The organism is Arthrobacter sp. Cr_A7, assembly GCF_029222765.1.
GTDB lineage: Bacteria > Actinomycetota > Actinomycetes > Actinomycetales > Micrococcaceae > Arthrobacter.
This window is the reverse complement of the sequence record NZ_JARHXQ010000215.1, coordinates 1-16,164: the sequence shown is the minus strand read 5'-3', so window position 1 is coordinate 16,164 and position 16,164 is coordinate 1. Positions and strand designations below refer to the sequence as shown.

The following is a 16,164-nucleotide window of genomic DNA, read 5'->3' as shown; positions in this document are numbered from 1 at the left end:
GATCAGTTCAGCGCAATCAGGAGCATCTGGCTGGTGCCCGGAATGCAGGTCTGCAGAATGGCGCGGGGGAACCCACCGAATACGTTGAGTACGTCGTTGGTGGTGCCCGGGTTGGGAACCTGTCCGCGGGCCGTTGCCGTGTAGGTTCCGTAGCCGGGGATGCTTACCGTTTCCCCTACCCCGATCCCGGAGAACCGTGCCCAGCCGCCGCAGAAATCATGCTCGGTGATGAACAGCGAATATCCGTCGCCCGGGGTGTAGTGGATCGGGCCGATGCAGGCGTCCACCATTTCCTGCCCGCCGGCGCCCGCAACATAAATGGTCCGCACGGCGGGAGCAGCCGGAACAACGGCGGGGGCCGGAGCGGGTGCCGGAGCCGGAACCGCGGCCTGAGCCGGCGCGGACACCGGTGCAGCTGCCGGGGCGGGCGCTGCCACTGCCGGTCCGGTCAGCACAAGGGTCTGGCCCGGCACGATCACGCTGTAGGGGCTGAGGCCGTTGGCGGCGAGCATAGCGTTCATGTCCACGCCGTGCCTGCCCGCGATGGCCCCCACAGTGTCGCCGGGAACCACGGTGTAGAGGTTCGGGTCGCCGGCCGGTGCCGGTTCAGGGGCGGGGGCCGGCGGAGCCGGTGCGGGTTCCACGGGTGCCGGTTCCGAAGCCGCAGGGGCAACTGCCGCCGGAGCTTCTGCTGCCGGGACGGCGGCAGGCTGCTGCCCGGGAGCCGCACTGCCCCCGGCCTCGACGGTGGTGCCGTCGCCGGCAGGTGCCGCGGCGCCGGCAACCTGGCCAGCCGCCGTCGCGCCCTGGCTGACCGAGCCCTGGTTCAGGGAAGCCGACGGCGCTGCCAAGGCTCCCACGCCTACCGCTGCTACGACGGCGGCGGTGGCCATTCCGGCCCACAGCCTGTTGCTGATGGCCGGCCGGCCCGTGGTCAGGTCGGTACGGGGTTCGTCAGTGGCGAAGCTTCTACTCTCGGCTTCAGGTGTAGTGAGGTAAGGCTCGTTCATGGGTGGCCCATCCGGGGTCGGTCCGGCCGGGCGCGAAAGCGGGCCGGCAGGACGGAGCGAGATGCAGCGTGCCGGCAGCCCAGGCAGATGCCGGGGCCGCGCAGGCAGCGCGGGATGGAGGCATCCGCATACCCAGAAATACGGAGGCTCCGCGAGTGAGCGGAACCTCCGGAAGCCAACCCGGGGGACCCGCCAGTGCGTGTTCGGTCCTAGGAGTCCCGAGTCTAGGAAGCGGGCCTGGGGCACGGCACCAGTAGGAATTACCCGAATTTTTTAAGCCGGTACTTGGTGGCGCCGCAGCTGCTACTCACGCACGCAGGGCGCACATACCTGCCCCCCGGAGCTGGTCCGGCAAGGAAGCGGGCTACAGTGCGCGCTGTTCCTTAAGCTCTGCAATTTCCCGGCGAAGCGAGGTAATTTCGGCCACGAGATCTGCCACTTCCTCCCGGATCGGTTCCTCCATGGCGTCGGCGGTGGTCTCGGCGGTGTCCTCCACCCTTTGAACCAGCCACGACGCGATGGATGCCGTAACCACACCCAGGACGGCGATGCCGCTCATCATGAGCGCGGCGGCGACCATCCGGCCGATGGGTGTCACCGGATACATATCCCCGTAGCCAACAGTGGTGATGGTGGTCATGGCCCACCACAGCGCATCACCGAAAGTCACGATCTTCGCGTCCGGCGCTGACTGCTCCACGTCCAGGACGGCGAGTGCCCCCACGAACACCAGCATCGCCGCGGAACCGGCCACATAGGTGACCACGCGGCCCCGGAGCGTATCGCCCAGTGTCCGGTGCAGCACGGACAGCAGCGTCACCAGCCGCAGGAGCCGCAGCGGGCGGAGCAGCGGCAGGGCCACGATGAGCAGCTCGTGCAGGTTGCGGACGAACCAGTCCCAGCGGTCGGTTGAGAGCCAAAGGTTGGCTGCGTAGTCCACAGCAAAGATGCCCCACGTCACCCACATCACGCCCTCAAGCCACAGTGCCGCGCTGCCTTCGACGCGGCCGATCACCTGCCACGCATAGGCACCCAGGAAGACGAGCGCAGTGACCGTGAGCGGCCAGTCCGCCAGGTCCCGGTAGCGTTGTTGCGTCATGCAGGAAATCCTACGCGGGCGGACCTGCCGCCTGCCGGGCAATGTTACCGGCGGGTAGCATTGGGGGATGCACCTGCTTTTGAGAACCCTTCTGATGCTGTTCCGTTCCGCCCGGCGGCAGCCGCTGACTGTCTGGGACAGCTCATCGCTTCCCCTGCGCGTCCTGCCCACGGACATCGATATCGCCGTGCACGTCAACAACGGCATGTACCTGTCGCTGATGGACCTGGGCCGTTTCGACCTCATGGTGCGCAGCGGGGTGTGGAAGCGGATGCGTCGGCGCGGCTGGGGCCCGGTGGTGTCCGCTGAAACCATCGCCTTCCGTAAGTCACTGCAGCTGTGGCAGCAGTACACCATTGAGACCCGCATCATCGGGCTGGACGCCAAAGCCATCTACTTCGAACAGCGGATGGTGTCCGACGGCGAAATTTACGCGCGTGCCTACATCGCCACCCGCCTGGTCACCAAGGCAGGGCCGGTCAGCCAGGAGGAAATTCTTCAGGAGTTCGGCGAGCCTCCTCTGGATCTGGTGCTGCCGGAATGGATCCACGAGTGGCGGGCTGCGAGTGCTTTGCCGGGCAGCCGGACGCCGGCGCCGCACGCTTGGGGGAGCAACGCCTGACGGGTTACTACGCCCTGTATACGAGGCGGCGCGGGTTATTCCCGATGACGCGGGCAGCGAACAGCCGCGACAATCACGGGGCGTCCCGCGTACCGTTGACTCATGGCTACCCTTGACATCACCGGTGAACAGTTCGCATCAACCATCGAAGGCAATGACATTGTCCTGGTCGATTTCTGGGCTGAATGGTGCGGTCCCTGCAAGCAGTTTGGCCCCACCTACTCGGCTGTCTCCGAGAAGCACCCGGATGTCCTCTTCACCAAGGTGGACACGGAGGCTGAGCAGCAGCTCGCCGCCGAGGCCGGCATCTCGTCCATCCCCACGCTGATGGCATTCCGCGAAAAGGTGCTGGTGTTCTCGCAGCCCGGCGCGCTGAACGCCCAGCAGCTCGAACAGGTGGTGGACGCCGTGAAGGCTCTGGACATGGAAGAAGTCCACGCCCACGTGGCACGCCAGCGGGAAGACGCCGCAGCCGCCAGCAAGCCGGCCGGGCCGCAGGACGGCTCCCAGATCCCGGACGCCTGATCTCTCCTGACATAAACAAATGCGGGACCTCCCACAGGGGAGGTCCCGCTTTGGGTTAAGCCAGGCTAGATACGTTCCACCTTGACCGGCTCGGCGAGCAGTGCGCTCAACGATTCGTTCAGGTCCTGCACGGCGATGCCCTTGGAGTGCTTGTCCAGATCCTCTTCGGAGGCCCACTGCTCGGTCAGGACCAGCTTCTCCTCGGTGGCTTCCGTCAGTTCGTAGCGGATGCAGCCCGGCTCGTTCACCACCTCGTCGATGGCGATTTCCAGGGCGAGCTTCACGCGGAAAAACTCGCCGTCGTTGGGGATGAACGTTGCCTGCAGGTCGATGGGTGCACTCATGGATTTCACAATACCGGCCTCCTGCCCCTGCCCAGGTTCTGTTGCGCCGGGCCAGCCTGAATGCTTCTTTTGCCGGGGACGTGTTGGTAGCGTGCCACCATGCGTGCTTATACAGCCGGGGACACTGGCACGGTTTCCGTACCACGACGCCCTCATCGAGGCGGGGCCGGTGCCGGGTGCGGACGCCCGGCGCTGGAGCTACGCCAAGATGAACGACGACGTCGACCGGCTGGCCCGTGCGCTCCTCGCCGTGGGCATCGCCAAAGGGGACCGGGTGGGAATCTGGAGCCCCAACTGCGCCGAGTGGACGCTGCTGCAGTATGCCACTGCCAAGGCCGGCGCCATCCTGGTGAACGTCAACCCCGCCTACCGCAGCCATGAGCTCGAGTTCGTGGTGAAGCAGAACGGCATGCGGATGCTGGTGACGGCGCCGTCGGACCGGAACAGCGACTACGTGGGCATGGCCCGCCATGTGCTTGCCGAATGCCCCGGGCTGCGCGAACTCGTGTTTCTCCCGGGGCCAGGAGGCGACGGGCGCGACGACGGCGCGACACCACTCACTGACGCGGAACTGACGTACGCCGAACTGCTGAAGAGGGCGGACGGCGTCGGGCATTCCCTACTTAAGGCCCGGATGGCGGAACTGAGCCCGAACGACCCCATCAACCTGCAGTACACCTCCGGCACCACAGGCTTCCCGAAGGGCGCCACCCTGACCCACCACAACATCCTGAACAACGGCTACGCCATCGGGGAACTGCTGGGCTACACCGAGCATGACCGGGTAGTGATCCCGGTGCCGTTCTACCACTGCTTCGGCATGGTGATCGGGAATCTGAACGCGCTGAGCCATGGTGCGGCCACCATTATTCCCGGGCGGGGGTTTTCGCCAGCGGCGGCACTGGAGGCGGTTCAGGACTTCGGCGGGACGTCCCTGTACGGCGTGCCCACCATGTTCATCGCCGAGCTCGCCCTCCCGGACTTCGCCTCATACGACCTGTCCACCCTCCGCACCGGCGTCATGGCGGGCTCGCTGTGCCCCATCGAAGTGATGAACCGGGTCATTTCCGACATGAACATGAAGGATGTGGCCATCTGCTACGGCATGACCGAAACGTCGCCGGTTTCCACGATGACGCGGCAGGGGGACACGCTGCAGCACCGGACGGAGACGGTGGGCCGGACCATGCCGCACCTGGAGAACAAGATCGTGGATCCTGCCTCCGGTGAGGTCCTGGGACGCGGGCAGATCGGTGAACTGCTCTCCCGCGGTTATGCGGTCATGGCCGGGTACTGGAACCAGCCGGAGAAGACCGCCCAAGCGATCGACGCGGACGGCTGGATGCACACCGGAGACCTGGCCCGGATGGACGATGAAGGATTTGTGATCATCGAGGGCCGGATCAAGGACATGGTGATCCGCGGCGGTGAGAACATCTACCCGCGGGAAATCGAGGAGTTTCTCTATACCCACCCGGCCATCCAGGACGTGCAGGTGATCGGTGTCCCGGACGAAAAGTACGGCGAGGAGCTGATGGCCTGCATCATCCTCAAACCCGGGGCACCGCCCCTGGACTCCTGTGCCGTTGCCGGGTTCTGCCGCGGGCACCTGGCGCATTACAAGATCCCGCGCTACGTCGAGGTGTGGGACAGCTTCCCGATGACGGTTTCCGGAAAGGTCCGCAAGGTGGAGATGCGCGAGGAAGCCGTGGCCCGGCTGGGGCTCTGACTACTCCGGCTGCTGCACCACGTCGAAGAGCACTTCGCCGTCACAGATGGAAGTGATCTTGATGGTGTAGCCGTTGTGGGAAGCCTCGAAGCCGAGCTGCAGGCCGTTAAAGTAGACCGGAGCAGGATCAGGAGCATCTGCTGCCAGCGACAGATCGGCGGTGGGTGTGCTCGCCTTGGCCTTGGTACCGGCCAGTCCCACCCGGGGCGTGAACTCCTCGCCCTGGGGCGAGAGTGGGAGCAGGGGCGTTGATCCGTGTACTGACAACACAATTCGGTAGGCGCCGGATTTAGTGCAACTGGCAGTCATGGTTTTCTCCTGTGAGGTAGCAACCTGCGGTTCTGTGGATGTCCCGGCAGCGCAGCCGGCTGCACCCAGTGTCACGAAAGCAAGGGCGTTAAGCAGGCGAAACCTGTGCCCATGTGACGTCATTTCATCACCGTCGCGTTTTCGTACTTGTCTGCAAACTCCTGCGGCGTCACCGTCAGGACCGGATAGTGCGAACCCCACGGGTTCTGTAACAGCAAATTTCCGGCGGAGTCCAGGCCGGTAACAAAATAAGCGTGACCGGCATAGTAACCATTGGGCGCCTCCTCCGGCTTGTCGCCAAGAGTGGTCACCAGCGCCGGCCGCCCTTCCTTCGCGGCATCCCAAAGAACACCAGTATCAGTGGTCAAGTCAACGTCCGGTCCTGCCATGTATCGGAACGCGTCCGGGCCCCAGTTCCCTTCGATCGCCCGGTAGTTTCCCGGCGGGTGGGCAACGTCGGCCGGCCCGCCCTCCGCCACGCCGTCACGGCTGTCATCCTCCGTATAGACCTGGGCCAGTGCCTTTTCAATGTACGCCGGCCAGTTTCCACCGAATCCCGCGCGCGCCCCCAACTGTCCACCGTGGTCGTTTGCCGGCAGGTCCGAGGTGACTGTAATCCACTGCTCCTGTCCGTTTTTGTCGAACAAGAGGACCGAAACCGTGCCGTTGCCGTTGTCCGTGACGTGGTCCCGGGCCCAGTTGGCATCGGCGTTAATCATGGCACCCGCAGCAGAGAGGACCACGCAGTCTCCGTACTGGCCCTGCCGGATGTCGTCTGTGCTGGGCTCTCGCCCAATGACCGGCTGCCGGGGGTCCATCCACTGGTTAGTGCTTCTGGGATCGGCACCGCCAGGCTTAGCGGCATCACCCATCGCTTCGCCATTTGGCTGCGCCCAGGGGATCAGTCCGGCGAGACGGTCCACCTGTTCCCGGGACGCTTTGGACAACAGCTGGTCCAGAACCTGCTGCCTCTCGAAGGAGGTGGTTCCCTCGCCGTTAAAAAGTCCCTTGCCGTCGGACGCCGCCCCTGCCGACAGCGAGCGCAAGTCGTCATCGGATAGCGCACCCAGAAGCTGGTCGAGCTGCGCCGGAGTGATGTCCGCCAAAGCGTCGCGAAGTTCGTTGAGGTCCGTGTCGTTACCCATGAGGAAATCGTGCGTTCCCCCTGCGTCCCTCACCATGTCCCTTAGCCTGTCGAGGTCCGGCTGAGTCAGGTCCGGCTGGCCCCGGTCCGGATGGCGTGCTACGGAATAATCCTTACGGTCCGGCAGCGCTCCCGGCACGTGTCCCGTTCCTGTAACTGCATCACCGGCGGTGCGGACTTGTCCGAAGGCACCGCCTCCGTCGGCGCTGCTGGCTCCCTCCTGCTCGTCCGCGTGGAGGGCTGCGGCCTTTCCGGCGGCTGCGAGAGCCTGGATAAGCGTTGCAAGTAACACGTCGTGGATAGTGTTCCATTCGCTGCGGAACCGCTCGGCGTCGGATCCCTTCCAGAACGTGGAGTTGCATACGTCCCGTGACAGCGCAGTCCGTGTGGACATCAAGAAGGCCGATGAGGCGTTCAACTGCTTGCTCAGGGCGCGCAGTTGAGTGACGTCCGCACCGTAGATCCCTACCAATGTTCCCCCAATATCGGCTCCAGCTTCCAGAAGCCTATGCCACGGGAGTCCGGTAGGGGATGGGTAGAACTGCCCAGCGGACTCAGCGGATGTTCCGATTGATGGCCTTCACGCCAACAACGAGTCCGACGGCGGCTGTCGCCGAGGCGGCGAGCAGGCCAAGGAGGGTGTCCGTCCCGAAGCTTCCGGCGAAGAGTTCCCGTTCGGCGTTGACCAGGTACGTCAGGGGGTTGAAGAGGCTTGCGGTCTTCATCCAGGCCGGCCCGGCTTCGATGGGAAGCATGATGCCGGAGAGGATCATCAGCGGGAACAGCAGTGTCTGCTGCACACCCCAGAAAATCCACTCCTTGTTCTGCGACACGAGCGCCAGGGCGTAGGAGAGGGCGCCCAGTCCGATCCCGAAAAACCCCAGGATCACCAGGCCGATCAGCACGTGCAGGGGGTAGAAGACGAAGCCGAACGGAATGCACACCAGCGCTATCAGCAGCCCCTGGACCACCAGCGGCGCCCACTCCTTCAGGGCCCGGCCGATCATCAGCGACGACCTGGACAGCGGCGTGGCCAGGATCCGCTCGTAGGAGCCCGTCATCAGTTCATACTGCAGGTTGGACCCGGTCATGGACGTGCCGAACAGGGCAATCATCACCACCACTCCGGGGAGGAACCACTGGAGGGTGGACTGGCCGCCGAAGGCCGGCGCGCCCACGGCCGCTCCCAGCAGCGGACCGAACAGCCCCAGGAACACCAGCGGCTGGATCAGCGAGAAGATCAGCGAGAACGGGTCCCGCAGGGGCAGCAGCATCTCGCGCCAGAACACGTATTTGGTGTCGCGGAGGATCCGGCCGAGGCCGGGCTTCTCCCGGACCTCCGACGCGGCAAGCGAAGTCATCAGCGGTTCGCCCCTTCCCTCAGGTTGCGGCCGGTCAGTTCCAGGAACACGTCGTCCAGGGTCGGCGGCTTCAGCTCCAGGGACTGGGCGGGAGCACCGGCGTCGTGCATTTCCTTCAGGAGCGCAGGTGCGAGGCGGGCACCCTCCGGCAGGCGGAGCCGGAACGTCACGACGCCGTCGAGCCGGTTTTCCTGTACCTCGCCGCCCGCTGCAGCACGCCCCAGCAGCCCCCGCACGTCAGGCGCTGCGTCCGCGGCGACCTCCACCGCAAGCAGGTCACCTGCCAGGTTGGCCTTCAGCCGGGATGCGGTGTCGTCAGCGATGATCTGGCCGTGGTCTATGACGATCACCCGCTCTGACATCGAGTCCGCCTCGTCCATGTAATGCGTGGTCAGGACGATGGTTGTGCCGTTCTCCTCGCGCATCCGCATGATGTGCTCCCACAGGTTGGCCCGGTTCTGCGGGTCCATGCCCGTGGATGGCTCGTCCAGGAACAACAGCTGGGGGGAGTGCATCAGGCCCAGCGCCACGTCCATCCGGCGCCGCTGGCCGCCGGACAGTTTCACCACGGTGCGTTTGGCGAGGTCGGCGAGGTCGAGGGATTTCAACAGCTCCTGCGCGCGGGCCATAGCGTCCGCGGAATTCATCCCGTAGAAGCGGCCCTGCATCACCAGCTCGTCAATGACCCGGAAGCTGTGCCCTCCGCCGTTGCCCTGGCCGATGTACCCGATCCGCGCGCGCACTCCCGCCGGGTCCGCGGTGACGTCAACGCCGGCAACGGTGGCCATGCCGGAGGTGGGCCGAAGCAGGGTGGTGAGCATCCGCAGCGTGGTGGACTTTCCCGCGCCGTTGGGCCCCAGGAAGGCCACCAGTTCGCCCCGGGCAACATCGATATTGACGCCCTTGACGGCTTCTACTCTTTCCTTCTTCACGGTGAAGGTCTTGGTGAGCTTTTCCGTGTGGATCATGCTGACTCCAGGGGTACGGGTGCCGGGGCTCCGGGACGGGCTCCTTGCGTCACGCTACTCCCGCCGGACGTGCCCGTCCACGCATTCCCGTCGAGGCGGGACGTTCTGCCGGGTCTTAGTGCCGGCGGTGGTCCTGGATGGTCATCCGCGGGCCGAAGGTGGGTTTGCGGAAGCCGGTGCTCTGGATCATCCGGACCACGCGCTGCCGCTGCCCGGTCCACGGTTCCAGCAGCCGGAGCATGCCGGCGTCGTCGGTCCTGCGCCCGGTCAAGGCCGCCCCCACATAAGCGGCCAGATGGTAGTCACCCACGGAAATGGAGTCCGGGCAGCCGTGCGTCCGCTGCACCACTTCCGCGGCGGTCCAGATGCCGATGCCGGGGATGGTCTGCAACTTCGCCGAGGCCTCATGGGCCGGCAAGGCCGCCAGGCGTTCAAGCGCGACGGCGGAACGCAGCGCGCGCATGACCGTTGCCGAGCGCTGGGGTCCTACACCTGCCTTGTGCCATTCCCAGCTGGGGATCTGCAGCCACTGCGCGGCGGTGGGTGCAACCAGCAGGCCGGCAGGGGTGGAGGCGCCGGCCCGCGGAGCCGGTGTGCCGTACCGGTGCACCAGGTACCGGTAGGCCCGCCTCGCCTCTATCACCGTCACCTTCTGCTCGAAAATGATGGGCACCAGCTGGTCCACCATGCGGCCACTCGCGGGAAGGCGCAGGGCCAGGCTCCGGCGCCGTGCTTCCCGGACCATGAGCGGGAGGGTGGTGTGGAAGGCGGGCTCGTCAAAGGCGCGCCAGTCATCGTCAGCCCCCAGGAGCCGTGGGACTGCCTCCACTGCGGCGGCAGCACCCGGACCCCACGCCTGGACGTCCACGAAAGGTTCAGCCACGGCACTGGGGCCGTCGCCACCGCCCGCCGGGCTGAGCCGCAGCGTGCCCGGACCGTCCGGCGTCGTATATGCATTCCAGATGACGCCGCCCTGGATGCTGAACGACGGATCGCTGGTGCCGCGAAGGAGTGGTCCGAGGGTCCGGCCCAGGCTGAAGGGGCCACCCGGATACCAGCGCAGGGAGACGTCGGCGGCAGCGGCCAGCCGGGGAGGTGCCTCTGCGATGGTCATGCCTCCATCGTCCCACGCGGGGCCGACAACGCTGCCGGACGTGGGACGACAACCGGCAAAAACACTCTTATCCAACGCTCCATCCGGGACTAGACTCCACCGTGTGGCGCGGGATCGCTGCGCCTTTCCTACAAACCGGCAGGTGAGCGCATTGGGTGCAGTGGTACATTTCGAAATCCCCGCGGACGATCAGGAGCGGGCCAGGAAGTTCTACCAGGAGGCCCTCGGCTGGCGGATCGATCCCGTCCCCGGCATGGACTACAACATGGTAGTCACTACTCCGATGGACGAGTCCACCGGGCAGCCCACGGAAGCAGGCGCCATCAACGGAGGCCTGATGGCCCGGGAACCGGACCTCAAAAACCCGGTCATCACCATTGACGTGCCGGACATCAACGCCACCCTGCAAACCATAGAATCGATGGGCGGAGCCGTGGTGAAACCCAGGGAAACCATTCCCGGGATGGGCTCCTTCGCGTACTTCAAGGACACCGAGGGCAACGTGATGGGCCTGTGGGAAAACCTTCCGCCGGAGGAGGCAGTGCAGGCGGGGCAGGCCGGCGGGCAGTAAGCGGTAGCTTTGTACCTATGAAGTACGCCCAGTCCATCCTGGACCTCATCGGCAATACCCCGCTCATCAAACTCAACCACGTGACCGACGGCGTCAAGGCCACCGTCCTGGTCAAGCTGGAGTACCTGAACCCGGGCGGTTCCATCAAGGACCGCATTGCGGCGCAGATGATTGAGGATGCCGAACGGGAGGGCAAACTGCAGCCCGGCGGCACCATCGTGGAACCCACCTCGGGCAACACCGGAGTGGGCCTGGCGCTCGTGGCCCAGCAGAAGGGCTACAAGTGCGTGTTCGTGGTCCCGGACAAGGTGGGCGAGGACAAACGCGCCGTACTCCAGGCCTACGGCGCTGAAGTGGTGGTCACGCCCACCGCGGTGCCGCCGGACAGCCCGCAAAGCTACTACGGCGTTTCGGACCGGCTGGTCCGCGAGACCCCCGGCGCCTACAAGCCGGACCAGTTCTCCAACCCTGCCGCCCCGGCCAGCCACTACCGCACCACGGGTCCGGAGATCTGGCGCGACACCGACGGCAAAGTCACCCACTGCGTGGTCGGCGCCGGCACCGGCGGGACCATCACCGGTACCGGCCGCTACCTCAAGGAGGTCTCGGCTGACAGGCCGGAGTCCGACGGCGGCCTGGTCCGGATCATCGGCGCCGACCCCGAAGGATCGGTCTACTCCGGCGGCACCGGGCGCCCGTACTTCGTCGAAGGCGTGGGTGAGGACATGTGGCCCGCGAACTACGACAAGTCTGTCCCGGACCTGGTGATCGCCGTCAGCGACGCCGACTCCTTCGCCATGACCCGCCGCCTCGCCCGTGAGGAAGGCCTGCTCGTGGGCGGCTCCTCCGGCATGGCCGTGGTGGCCGCGCTGCAGGCGGCGCGGGACCTCCCGGAGAGCGCCGTCGTCGTCGTGATCCTGCCGGACTCCGGGCGCGGCTACCTGGCGAAAATCTTCAACGACCAGTGGATGCGCTCCTACGGCTTCCTCTCCGGCGGGGAAGAGACGTCCGTGGGTGAGGTCATCAAGTCCAAGAACGGCGAACTGCCGGACCTGGTGCACATCCACCCGAACGAGTCCGTCCGCGATGTCATCAACATCATGAACGAGTTCGGCGTCAGCCACATCCCTGTCCTGTCGCAGGAACCGCCGGTGGTCATGGGCGAGGTCCTGGGCGCGGTGGACGAACGCACCCTGACCGCCAAGCTTTTCCGCGGCGAGGCCAAGCTGACAGACAAGATCTCCGAACACATGGGGCCCAAGCTGCCGGTGATCGGATCGCTCGAAACCATCTCCGCGGCCAGGGAGCTCCTCTCCGATGTGGACACCGTCATGGTCACGTTCGTGGGCGCGCCGGTGGGCATCCTCACCAGGCACGACCTGCTGGCCTACCTCAGCAACTGAACCTGCTTCCCTGAACTGCTCACCCGATAAGGAGCATCATGTCCGCCTCTGAAAACCAAGGTTTCAACACCCGCGCCGTGCACGCCGGCCAGGCATTCGAACCCCGCACCGGGGCTGTGGTTCCGCCGCTGCACTTCAGCACCACCTATGCGCAGGACGGCATCGGCGGGCTCCGCGACGGCTATGAGTACGGCCGCGGCGGCAACCCCACGCGGGACGCACTGCAGGAACAGCTGGCCGCCCTGGAGCTGGGCACCCACGCCTACAGCTTCAGCTCGGGGCTCGCGGCGGAGGATGCGCTGATCCGGGCGCTGACCAGGCCCGGTGACCACATCGTGCTGGGCAACGACGCCTACGGCGGAACCTACCGGCTCATCAGCCGCGTCCTCGGCGACTGGGGGATCGGCAACACTCCCGTGGACATGGCCAACCTGGATACCGTCCGGCAGGCCGTCGCCGGCAACAAGACCCGTTTCGTGTGGGTGGAGACCCCGTCCAACCCGCTCATGAAGATTACCGACATCGCAGCGCTCGCGGACATAGCGCACGACGCCGGGGCCCTCCTGGTGGTCGACAACACCTTCGCGTCCCCCTACCTGCAGACACCGCTCGCCCTGGGTGCCGACGTTGTGGTCCACTCCACCACCAAATACATCGGCGGGCACTCCGACGTGGTGGGCGGCGCCGTGGTGGTCAAGGACGCCGAACTGGCCGAGAAGATCGGCTTCGTCCAGTTCGCGGTGGGCGCGGTGTCCGGCCCCATGGACGCCTTCTTGACCACGCGCGGCCTGAAGACCCTGGGTGTACGGATGGACCGCCACAGCCTCAACGGCCAGGCCGTCGCCGAATGGCTGCTGGAACGCCCGGAGGTGGAGGCAGTCCTGTACCCGGGCCTGCCCAGCCACCCCGGCCACGAACTCGCGAAGAAGCAGATGCGGAGCTTCGGCGGCATGGTCTCCGTCCAGTTCAAGGGCGGCGAGGCGGCGGCGCGGAAGGTGGCCGAGTCCACGTCCGTGTTCGTGCTGGCGGAGTCCTTGGGCGGCATCGAGTCCCTGATGAACTACCCGTCCGAGATGACCCACGCCTCGGTCAAGGGCACCGAGCTGGCCGTTCCCGTCAACCTGCTTCGCCTGTCCTGCGGCATCGAGGACGTGGAGGACCTGATCGCGGACCTGGAGCAGGCCTTCACCTCCATCCCGTAGGTGGTGTCCGACACCGCGAGATTGCACTTCACGGCAATGTTTCCGGCAGAGATTGCCGCGAAGTGCCATTTCGGCGAGTGCCCTGGCTTTCTTCAAAGAAGTCAGCTAGGGTGCCCGTATGGCACTTCGATCTGACTGGTCCCGGCGCACCTGCAGCATGGCCCGGGGTTTGGACATCCTGGGCGACCCGTGGACCATCCTGGTCCTCCGCGAAATCTTCTTTGGCAACGGGCGCTTTGACGCCATCAAGGCCCGCTTGGAAGTTGCGGACTCGGTGCTCACCAAACGCCTGGCCGGCCTGGTGGAGTCCGGGCTCCTGGAGAAGAAGGCGTACGACGACGGCGGCCGCACCCGCCAGGAATACGTCCTCACCCCCATGGGCGAGGATGCCCTGCCGGTCCTGAATGCCGTGACCATCTGGGCGGAAAAGCATCTTCCGGCCCCTTCGGACAAGGCCCATATGTACGTCATCCATTCGGGCTGCGGGAAGCGGACCAGCTCCGCGGACACCTGCACCGGGTGCGGCGAGCGGCTCACCGCCGCCAACACCAGCTGGCACAGCCAGTCCAGGTCGGAGCAGCCCGTCCCGCTCTCGACCGCCGAGGTCCGGAAGGAAGCTGCAGCATGAGCACCCTTCCCGATGAAGCAGCTGTGCCGGACGAAACAACCGTTTCTCCAAACCATCGGCGCAAGCTGCACCCTGCCTGGATTGTCGCCGCGGTAGCGTTCCTCGCCCTGGTGGGAGCCGCCGGCTTTCGCGCCGCGCCCGGCGTCCTGATGGTCCCGCTGCAGCAGGAGTTCGGCTGGTCCACCACGGTGCTGTCCGCGGCGGTCAGCATCAACCTGGTCCTCTTCGGGCTCACGGCACCCTTCGCCGCTGCCCTGATGGAACGCTTCGGCATCCGGAAGGTCACGGCCACGGCGCTGGTGCTGATCGGCGCCGGCAGTGCCCTGACCGTGCTGGTCAACCAGTCCTGGCAGATCCTCCTTACCTGGGGTCTGCTGATCGGGCTGGGCACCGGGTCCATGGCACTGGTCTTCGCCGCCACCATCGCCAACACCTGGTTCGTGAAGAGCCGGGGCCTGGTGATCGGTATCCTGACGGCCGGCAGCGCGGCAGGCCAGCTTGTCTTCCTGCCGTTCATTGCGGTGCTCGCGCAGGATCCCGGCTGGCGGCAGGCCTCGCTGCTCATCGCCGCAGGCGCCCTGGCAGTAGTCCCGCTGGTGCTGAAGTTCCTCAAGAACTCCCCGGCCGACGTCGGCGTCCTGCCGTACGGAGCGGAACCACCTGTCACGGCGGCGGCCACTGAAGCCATCGCCGGACACGCAGCCCCGCGCGGCAATGCGGCGATGCGCGCGCTGCAGGTACTCCGGCGGGCCAGCCGGGTCCGGACCTTCTGGGCGCTGGTGGCGGGCTTCGCGATCTGCGGGGCAACCACCAACGGGCTGATCGGCACCCACTTCATCCCGTCCGCCCATGACCACGGCATGCCTGAAACCACCGCCGCTGGCCTGCTCGCCGTCGTCGGGATTTTTGACATTGTGGGGACCATCGCGTCCGGCTGGTTGACCGACCGCTTCAACCCGCGCATCCTGCTTGCCGTCTATTACCAGTTCCGGGGCATCGGCCTGCTGGTGCTGCCGCTGCTGCTGAGCGCCGAAGTGCAGCCCAGCATGATTGTGTTTGTGGTGATCTACGGCCTGGACTGGGTTGCCACCGTCCCGCCGACGGCCGCCATCTGCCGGGAAACCTTCGGAGAGGACGGCAGCGTGGTCTTCGGCTGGGTCTTCGCGGCACACCAGCTCGGAGCGGCGGCTGCCGCCCTGGGCGCCGGGTTCATCCGGGACGCGACGGGCCAGTACACGTACGCGTGGTTCGGTGCGGCGGCCATGTGCACCATCGCGGCGGTCATCAGCGCCACCATCCGCCGGCATTCCGCCCCGCGGGAAGAGCCGGTCCCGGTGCCCTAGGCGAATGGCCTATTACGCTGGTGCCATGGAAACCCCTTCGCAAGGCGCTGTGCGCAACACTGCCCTGATCACGGGTGCCGGACGGCTGGCGGGCATCGGCGCCGGCATTGCCCGCCAGCTCGCCGCCGACGGCTGGGACCTGGTCCTGTCCTATTGGCAGGAGTACGACGAGCGGATGCCGTGGGGGAGTGAACCCGAGGACGTCATCCGGCTGACCGCCGAGCTCGAAGCCATCGGTGCCCGGGTCCACGTCCTGTCGGCCGACCTGCAGGACCCCGGCGTCCCGGACCGGCTGGTAGCGGAGGCGGTTTCGCTTGCGGGACCGCTGCAGGGGATGGTGCTCAGCCACGCGGAGTCCGTGGACTCAGGAATCCTGGACACCAGCCTGGAATCCTTCGAGCGGCATTTCGCCGTGAACACCCGGGCCAGCTGGCAGCTGATTGCCGCGTTCGCGCGGCAGGCAACGGACGACGGCGGCGCGATCGTTGCGCTGACCAGTGACCACACAGCGTTCAACCTTCCCTACGGCGCGTCAAAGGGCGCGCTGGACAGGATCGTGATCGCGGCGGCCCGCGAGCTGGGTCCGCAGGGCATCTCCGCCAACGTCCTCAACCCGGGTCCGGTGGACACGGGCTGGATGACGGACGAGATCCGGCAGGCTGTCGTCGAACGCCAGCCCACCGGGCGGCTGGGCACTCCCGCTGACGTTGCCGGCACCGCGGCCTTCCTGCTCTCGCCGGCAGGCCGCTGGGTGTCCGGCCAGCTGATCAAGTCCGACGGCGGCTTCTCGGC

Annotated in this window: 17 protein-coding genes; 9 read left to right on the top strand and 8 right to left on the bottom strand. The window is 66.3% G+C overall.

Going from position 1 to position 16,164, the window contains the following annotated elements; all coding sequences use genetic code 11:
* Positions 1-2: 2 nt before the first annotated feature.
* Positions 3-1,010, bottom strand: coding sequence for a LysM domain-containing protein (locus tag P2Q66_RS12705; protein WP_275728550.1), 1,008 nt, complete (start codon positions 1,008-1,010; stop codon positions 3-5).
* A 364-nt stretch (positions 1,011-1,374) separates the two neighbouring features.
* The gene (locus tag P2Q66_RS12700) at positions 1,375-2,109 is read right to left on the bottom strand and encodes a potassium channel family protein (RefSeq protein ID WP_115526321.1); all 735 of its coding nucleotides are present in this window, start codon (positions 2,107-2,109) and stop codon (positions 1,375-1,377) included.
* A gap of 67 nt (positions 2,110-2,176) precedes the next feature.
* On the opposite strand from P2Q66_RS12700, the gene P2Q66_RS12695 reads away from it, so the two are divergent.
* Positions 2,177-2,731, top strand: a complete 555-nt coding sequence (locus P2Q66_RS12695; RefSeq protein ID WP_275728549.1) for an acyl-CoA thioesterase — start codon at positions 2,177-2,179, stop codon at positions 2,729-2,731.
* Between the two features lie 102 nt (positions 2,732-2,833).
* Complete coding sequence (locus P2Q66_RS12690) at positions 2,834-3,256, top strand: thioredoxin family protein (RefSeq protein WP_275728548.1); 423 nt, start codon at positions 2,834-2,836, stop codon at positions 3,254-3,256.
* Between the two features lie 65 nt (positions 3,257-3,321).
* Here the strand turns inward: P2Q66_RS12690 and P2Q66_RS12685 are convergent, their stop codons facing one another.
* Positions 3,322-3,600, bottom strand: coding sequence for an antibiotic biosynthesis monooxygenase (locus P2Q66_RS12685; RefSeq protein WP_079596724.1), 279 nt, complete (start codon positions 3,598-3,600; stop codon positions 3,322-3,324).
* Between the two features lie 103 nt (positions 3,601-3,703).
* Here P2Q66_RS12685 and P2Q66_RS12680 point away from each other — a divergent pair, with 103 nt between their 5' ends.
* Positions 3,704-5,329, top strand: coding sequence for an AMP-binding protein (locus P2Q66_RS12680; protein WP_275728545.1), 1,626 nt, complete (start codon positions 3,704-3,706; stop codon positions 5,327-5,329).
* On the opposite strand, the gene P2Q66_RS12675 is transcribed toward P2Q66_RS12680, so the two are convergent.
* The 5 genes from P2Q66_RS12675 to P2Q66_RS12655 all read right to left on the bottom strand — a co-directional run bounded on the left by P2Q66_RS12675 (position 5,330) and on the right by P2Q66_RS12655 (position 10,225).
* Positions 5,330-5,638 carry a hypothetical protein gene (locus tag P2Q66_RS12675; protein WP_275728543.1) on the bottom strand — a complete coding sequence of 103 codons (309 nt, stop codon included), beginning with the start codon at positions 5,636-5,638 and terminating at the stop codon, positions 5,330-5,332. It lies immediately after the preceding gene.
* Between the two features lie 119 nt (positions 5,639-5,757).
* A complete protein-coding gene (locus P2Q66_RS12670; protein WP_275728541.1) occupies positions 5,758-7,074 on the bottom strand; it encodes a hypothetical protein in 1,317 nt (438 codons plus the stop codon).
* Positions 7,075-7,336: 262 nt separating this feature from the next.
* Positions 7,337-8,143, bottom strand: a complete 807-nt coding sequence (locus P2Q66_RS12665) for an ABC transporter permease (RefSeq protein WP_275728539.1) — start codon at positions 8,141-8,143, stop codon at positions 7,337-7,339.
* Positions 8,143-9,111: an ATP-binding cassette domain-containing protein gene (locus tag P2Q66_RS12660; RefSeq protein ID WP_275728537.1), complete on the bottom strand. Its 969-nt coding sequence runs from the start codon at positions 9,109-9,111 to the stop codon at positions 8,143-8,145. Before P2Q66_RS12660 ends, P2Q66_RS12665 begins: the two co-directional genes overlap by 1 nt.
* A 115-nt stretch (positions 9,112-9,226) precedes the next feature.
* Positions 9,227-10,225 (bottom strand): 3-methyladenine DNA glycosylase, encoded by a 999-nt coding sequence (locus P2Q66_RS12655; protein WP_275728534.1) that lies wholly within the window; start codon positions 10,223-10,225, stop codon positions 9,227-9,229.
* 151 nt (positions 10,226-10,376) lie between these two features.
* Between P2Q66_RS12655 and P2Q66_RS12650 the strand changes: the two genes are divergently transcribed.
* The 6 genes from P2Q66_RS12650 to P2Q66_RS12625 all read left to right on the top strand — a co-directional run.
* Entirely contained in the window at positions 10,377-10,796 is a 420-nt protein-coding gene (locus P2Q66_RS12650; protein ID WP_275728570.1) for a VOC family protein, read from the top strand.
* Positions 10,797-10,813: 17 nt separating this feature from the next.
* Positions 10,814-12,199, top strand: coding sequence for a cystathionine beta-synthase (locus tag P2Q66_RS12645; RefSeq protein WP_275728532.1), 1,386 nt, complete (start codon positions 10,814-10,816; stop codon positions 12,197-12,199).
* A 38-nt stretch (positions 12,200-12,237) separates the two neighbouring features.
* Positions 12,238-13,401, top strand: a complete 1,164-nt coding sequence (locus tag P2Q66_RS12640; protein ID WP_275728530.1) for a cystathionine gamma-synthase — start codon at positions 12,238-12,240, stop codon at positions 13,399-13,401.
* A gap of 118 nt (positions 13,402-13,519) precedes the next feature.
* Entirely contained in the window at positions 13,520-14,029 is a 510-nt protein-coding gene (locus tag P2Q66_RS12635; protein ID WP_275728529.1) for a helix-turn-helix domain-containing protein, read from the top strand.
* The gene (locus P2Q66_RS12630) at positions 14,026-15,372 is read left to right on the top strand and encodes an MFS transporter (RefSeq protein WP_275728527.1); all 1,347 of its coding nucleotides are present in this window, start codon (positions 14,026-14,028) and stop codon (positions 15,370-15,372) included. The genes P2Q66_RS12635 and P2Q66_RS12630 overlap by 4 nt, the downstream gene beginning before the upstream one ends.
* Positions 15,373-15,397: 25 nt before the next feature.
* Positions 15,398-16,164: SDR family oxidoreductase (locus tag P2Q66_RS12625; protein WP_275728525.1), on the top strand; the 767-nt coding region annotated here is incomplete at its 3' end.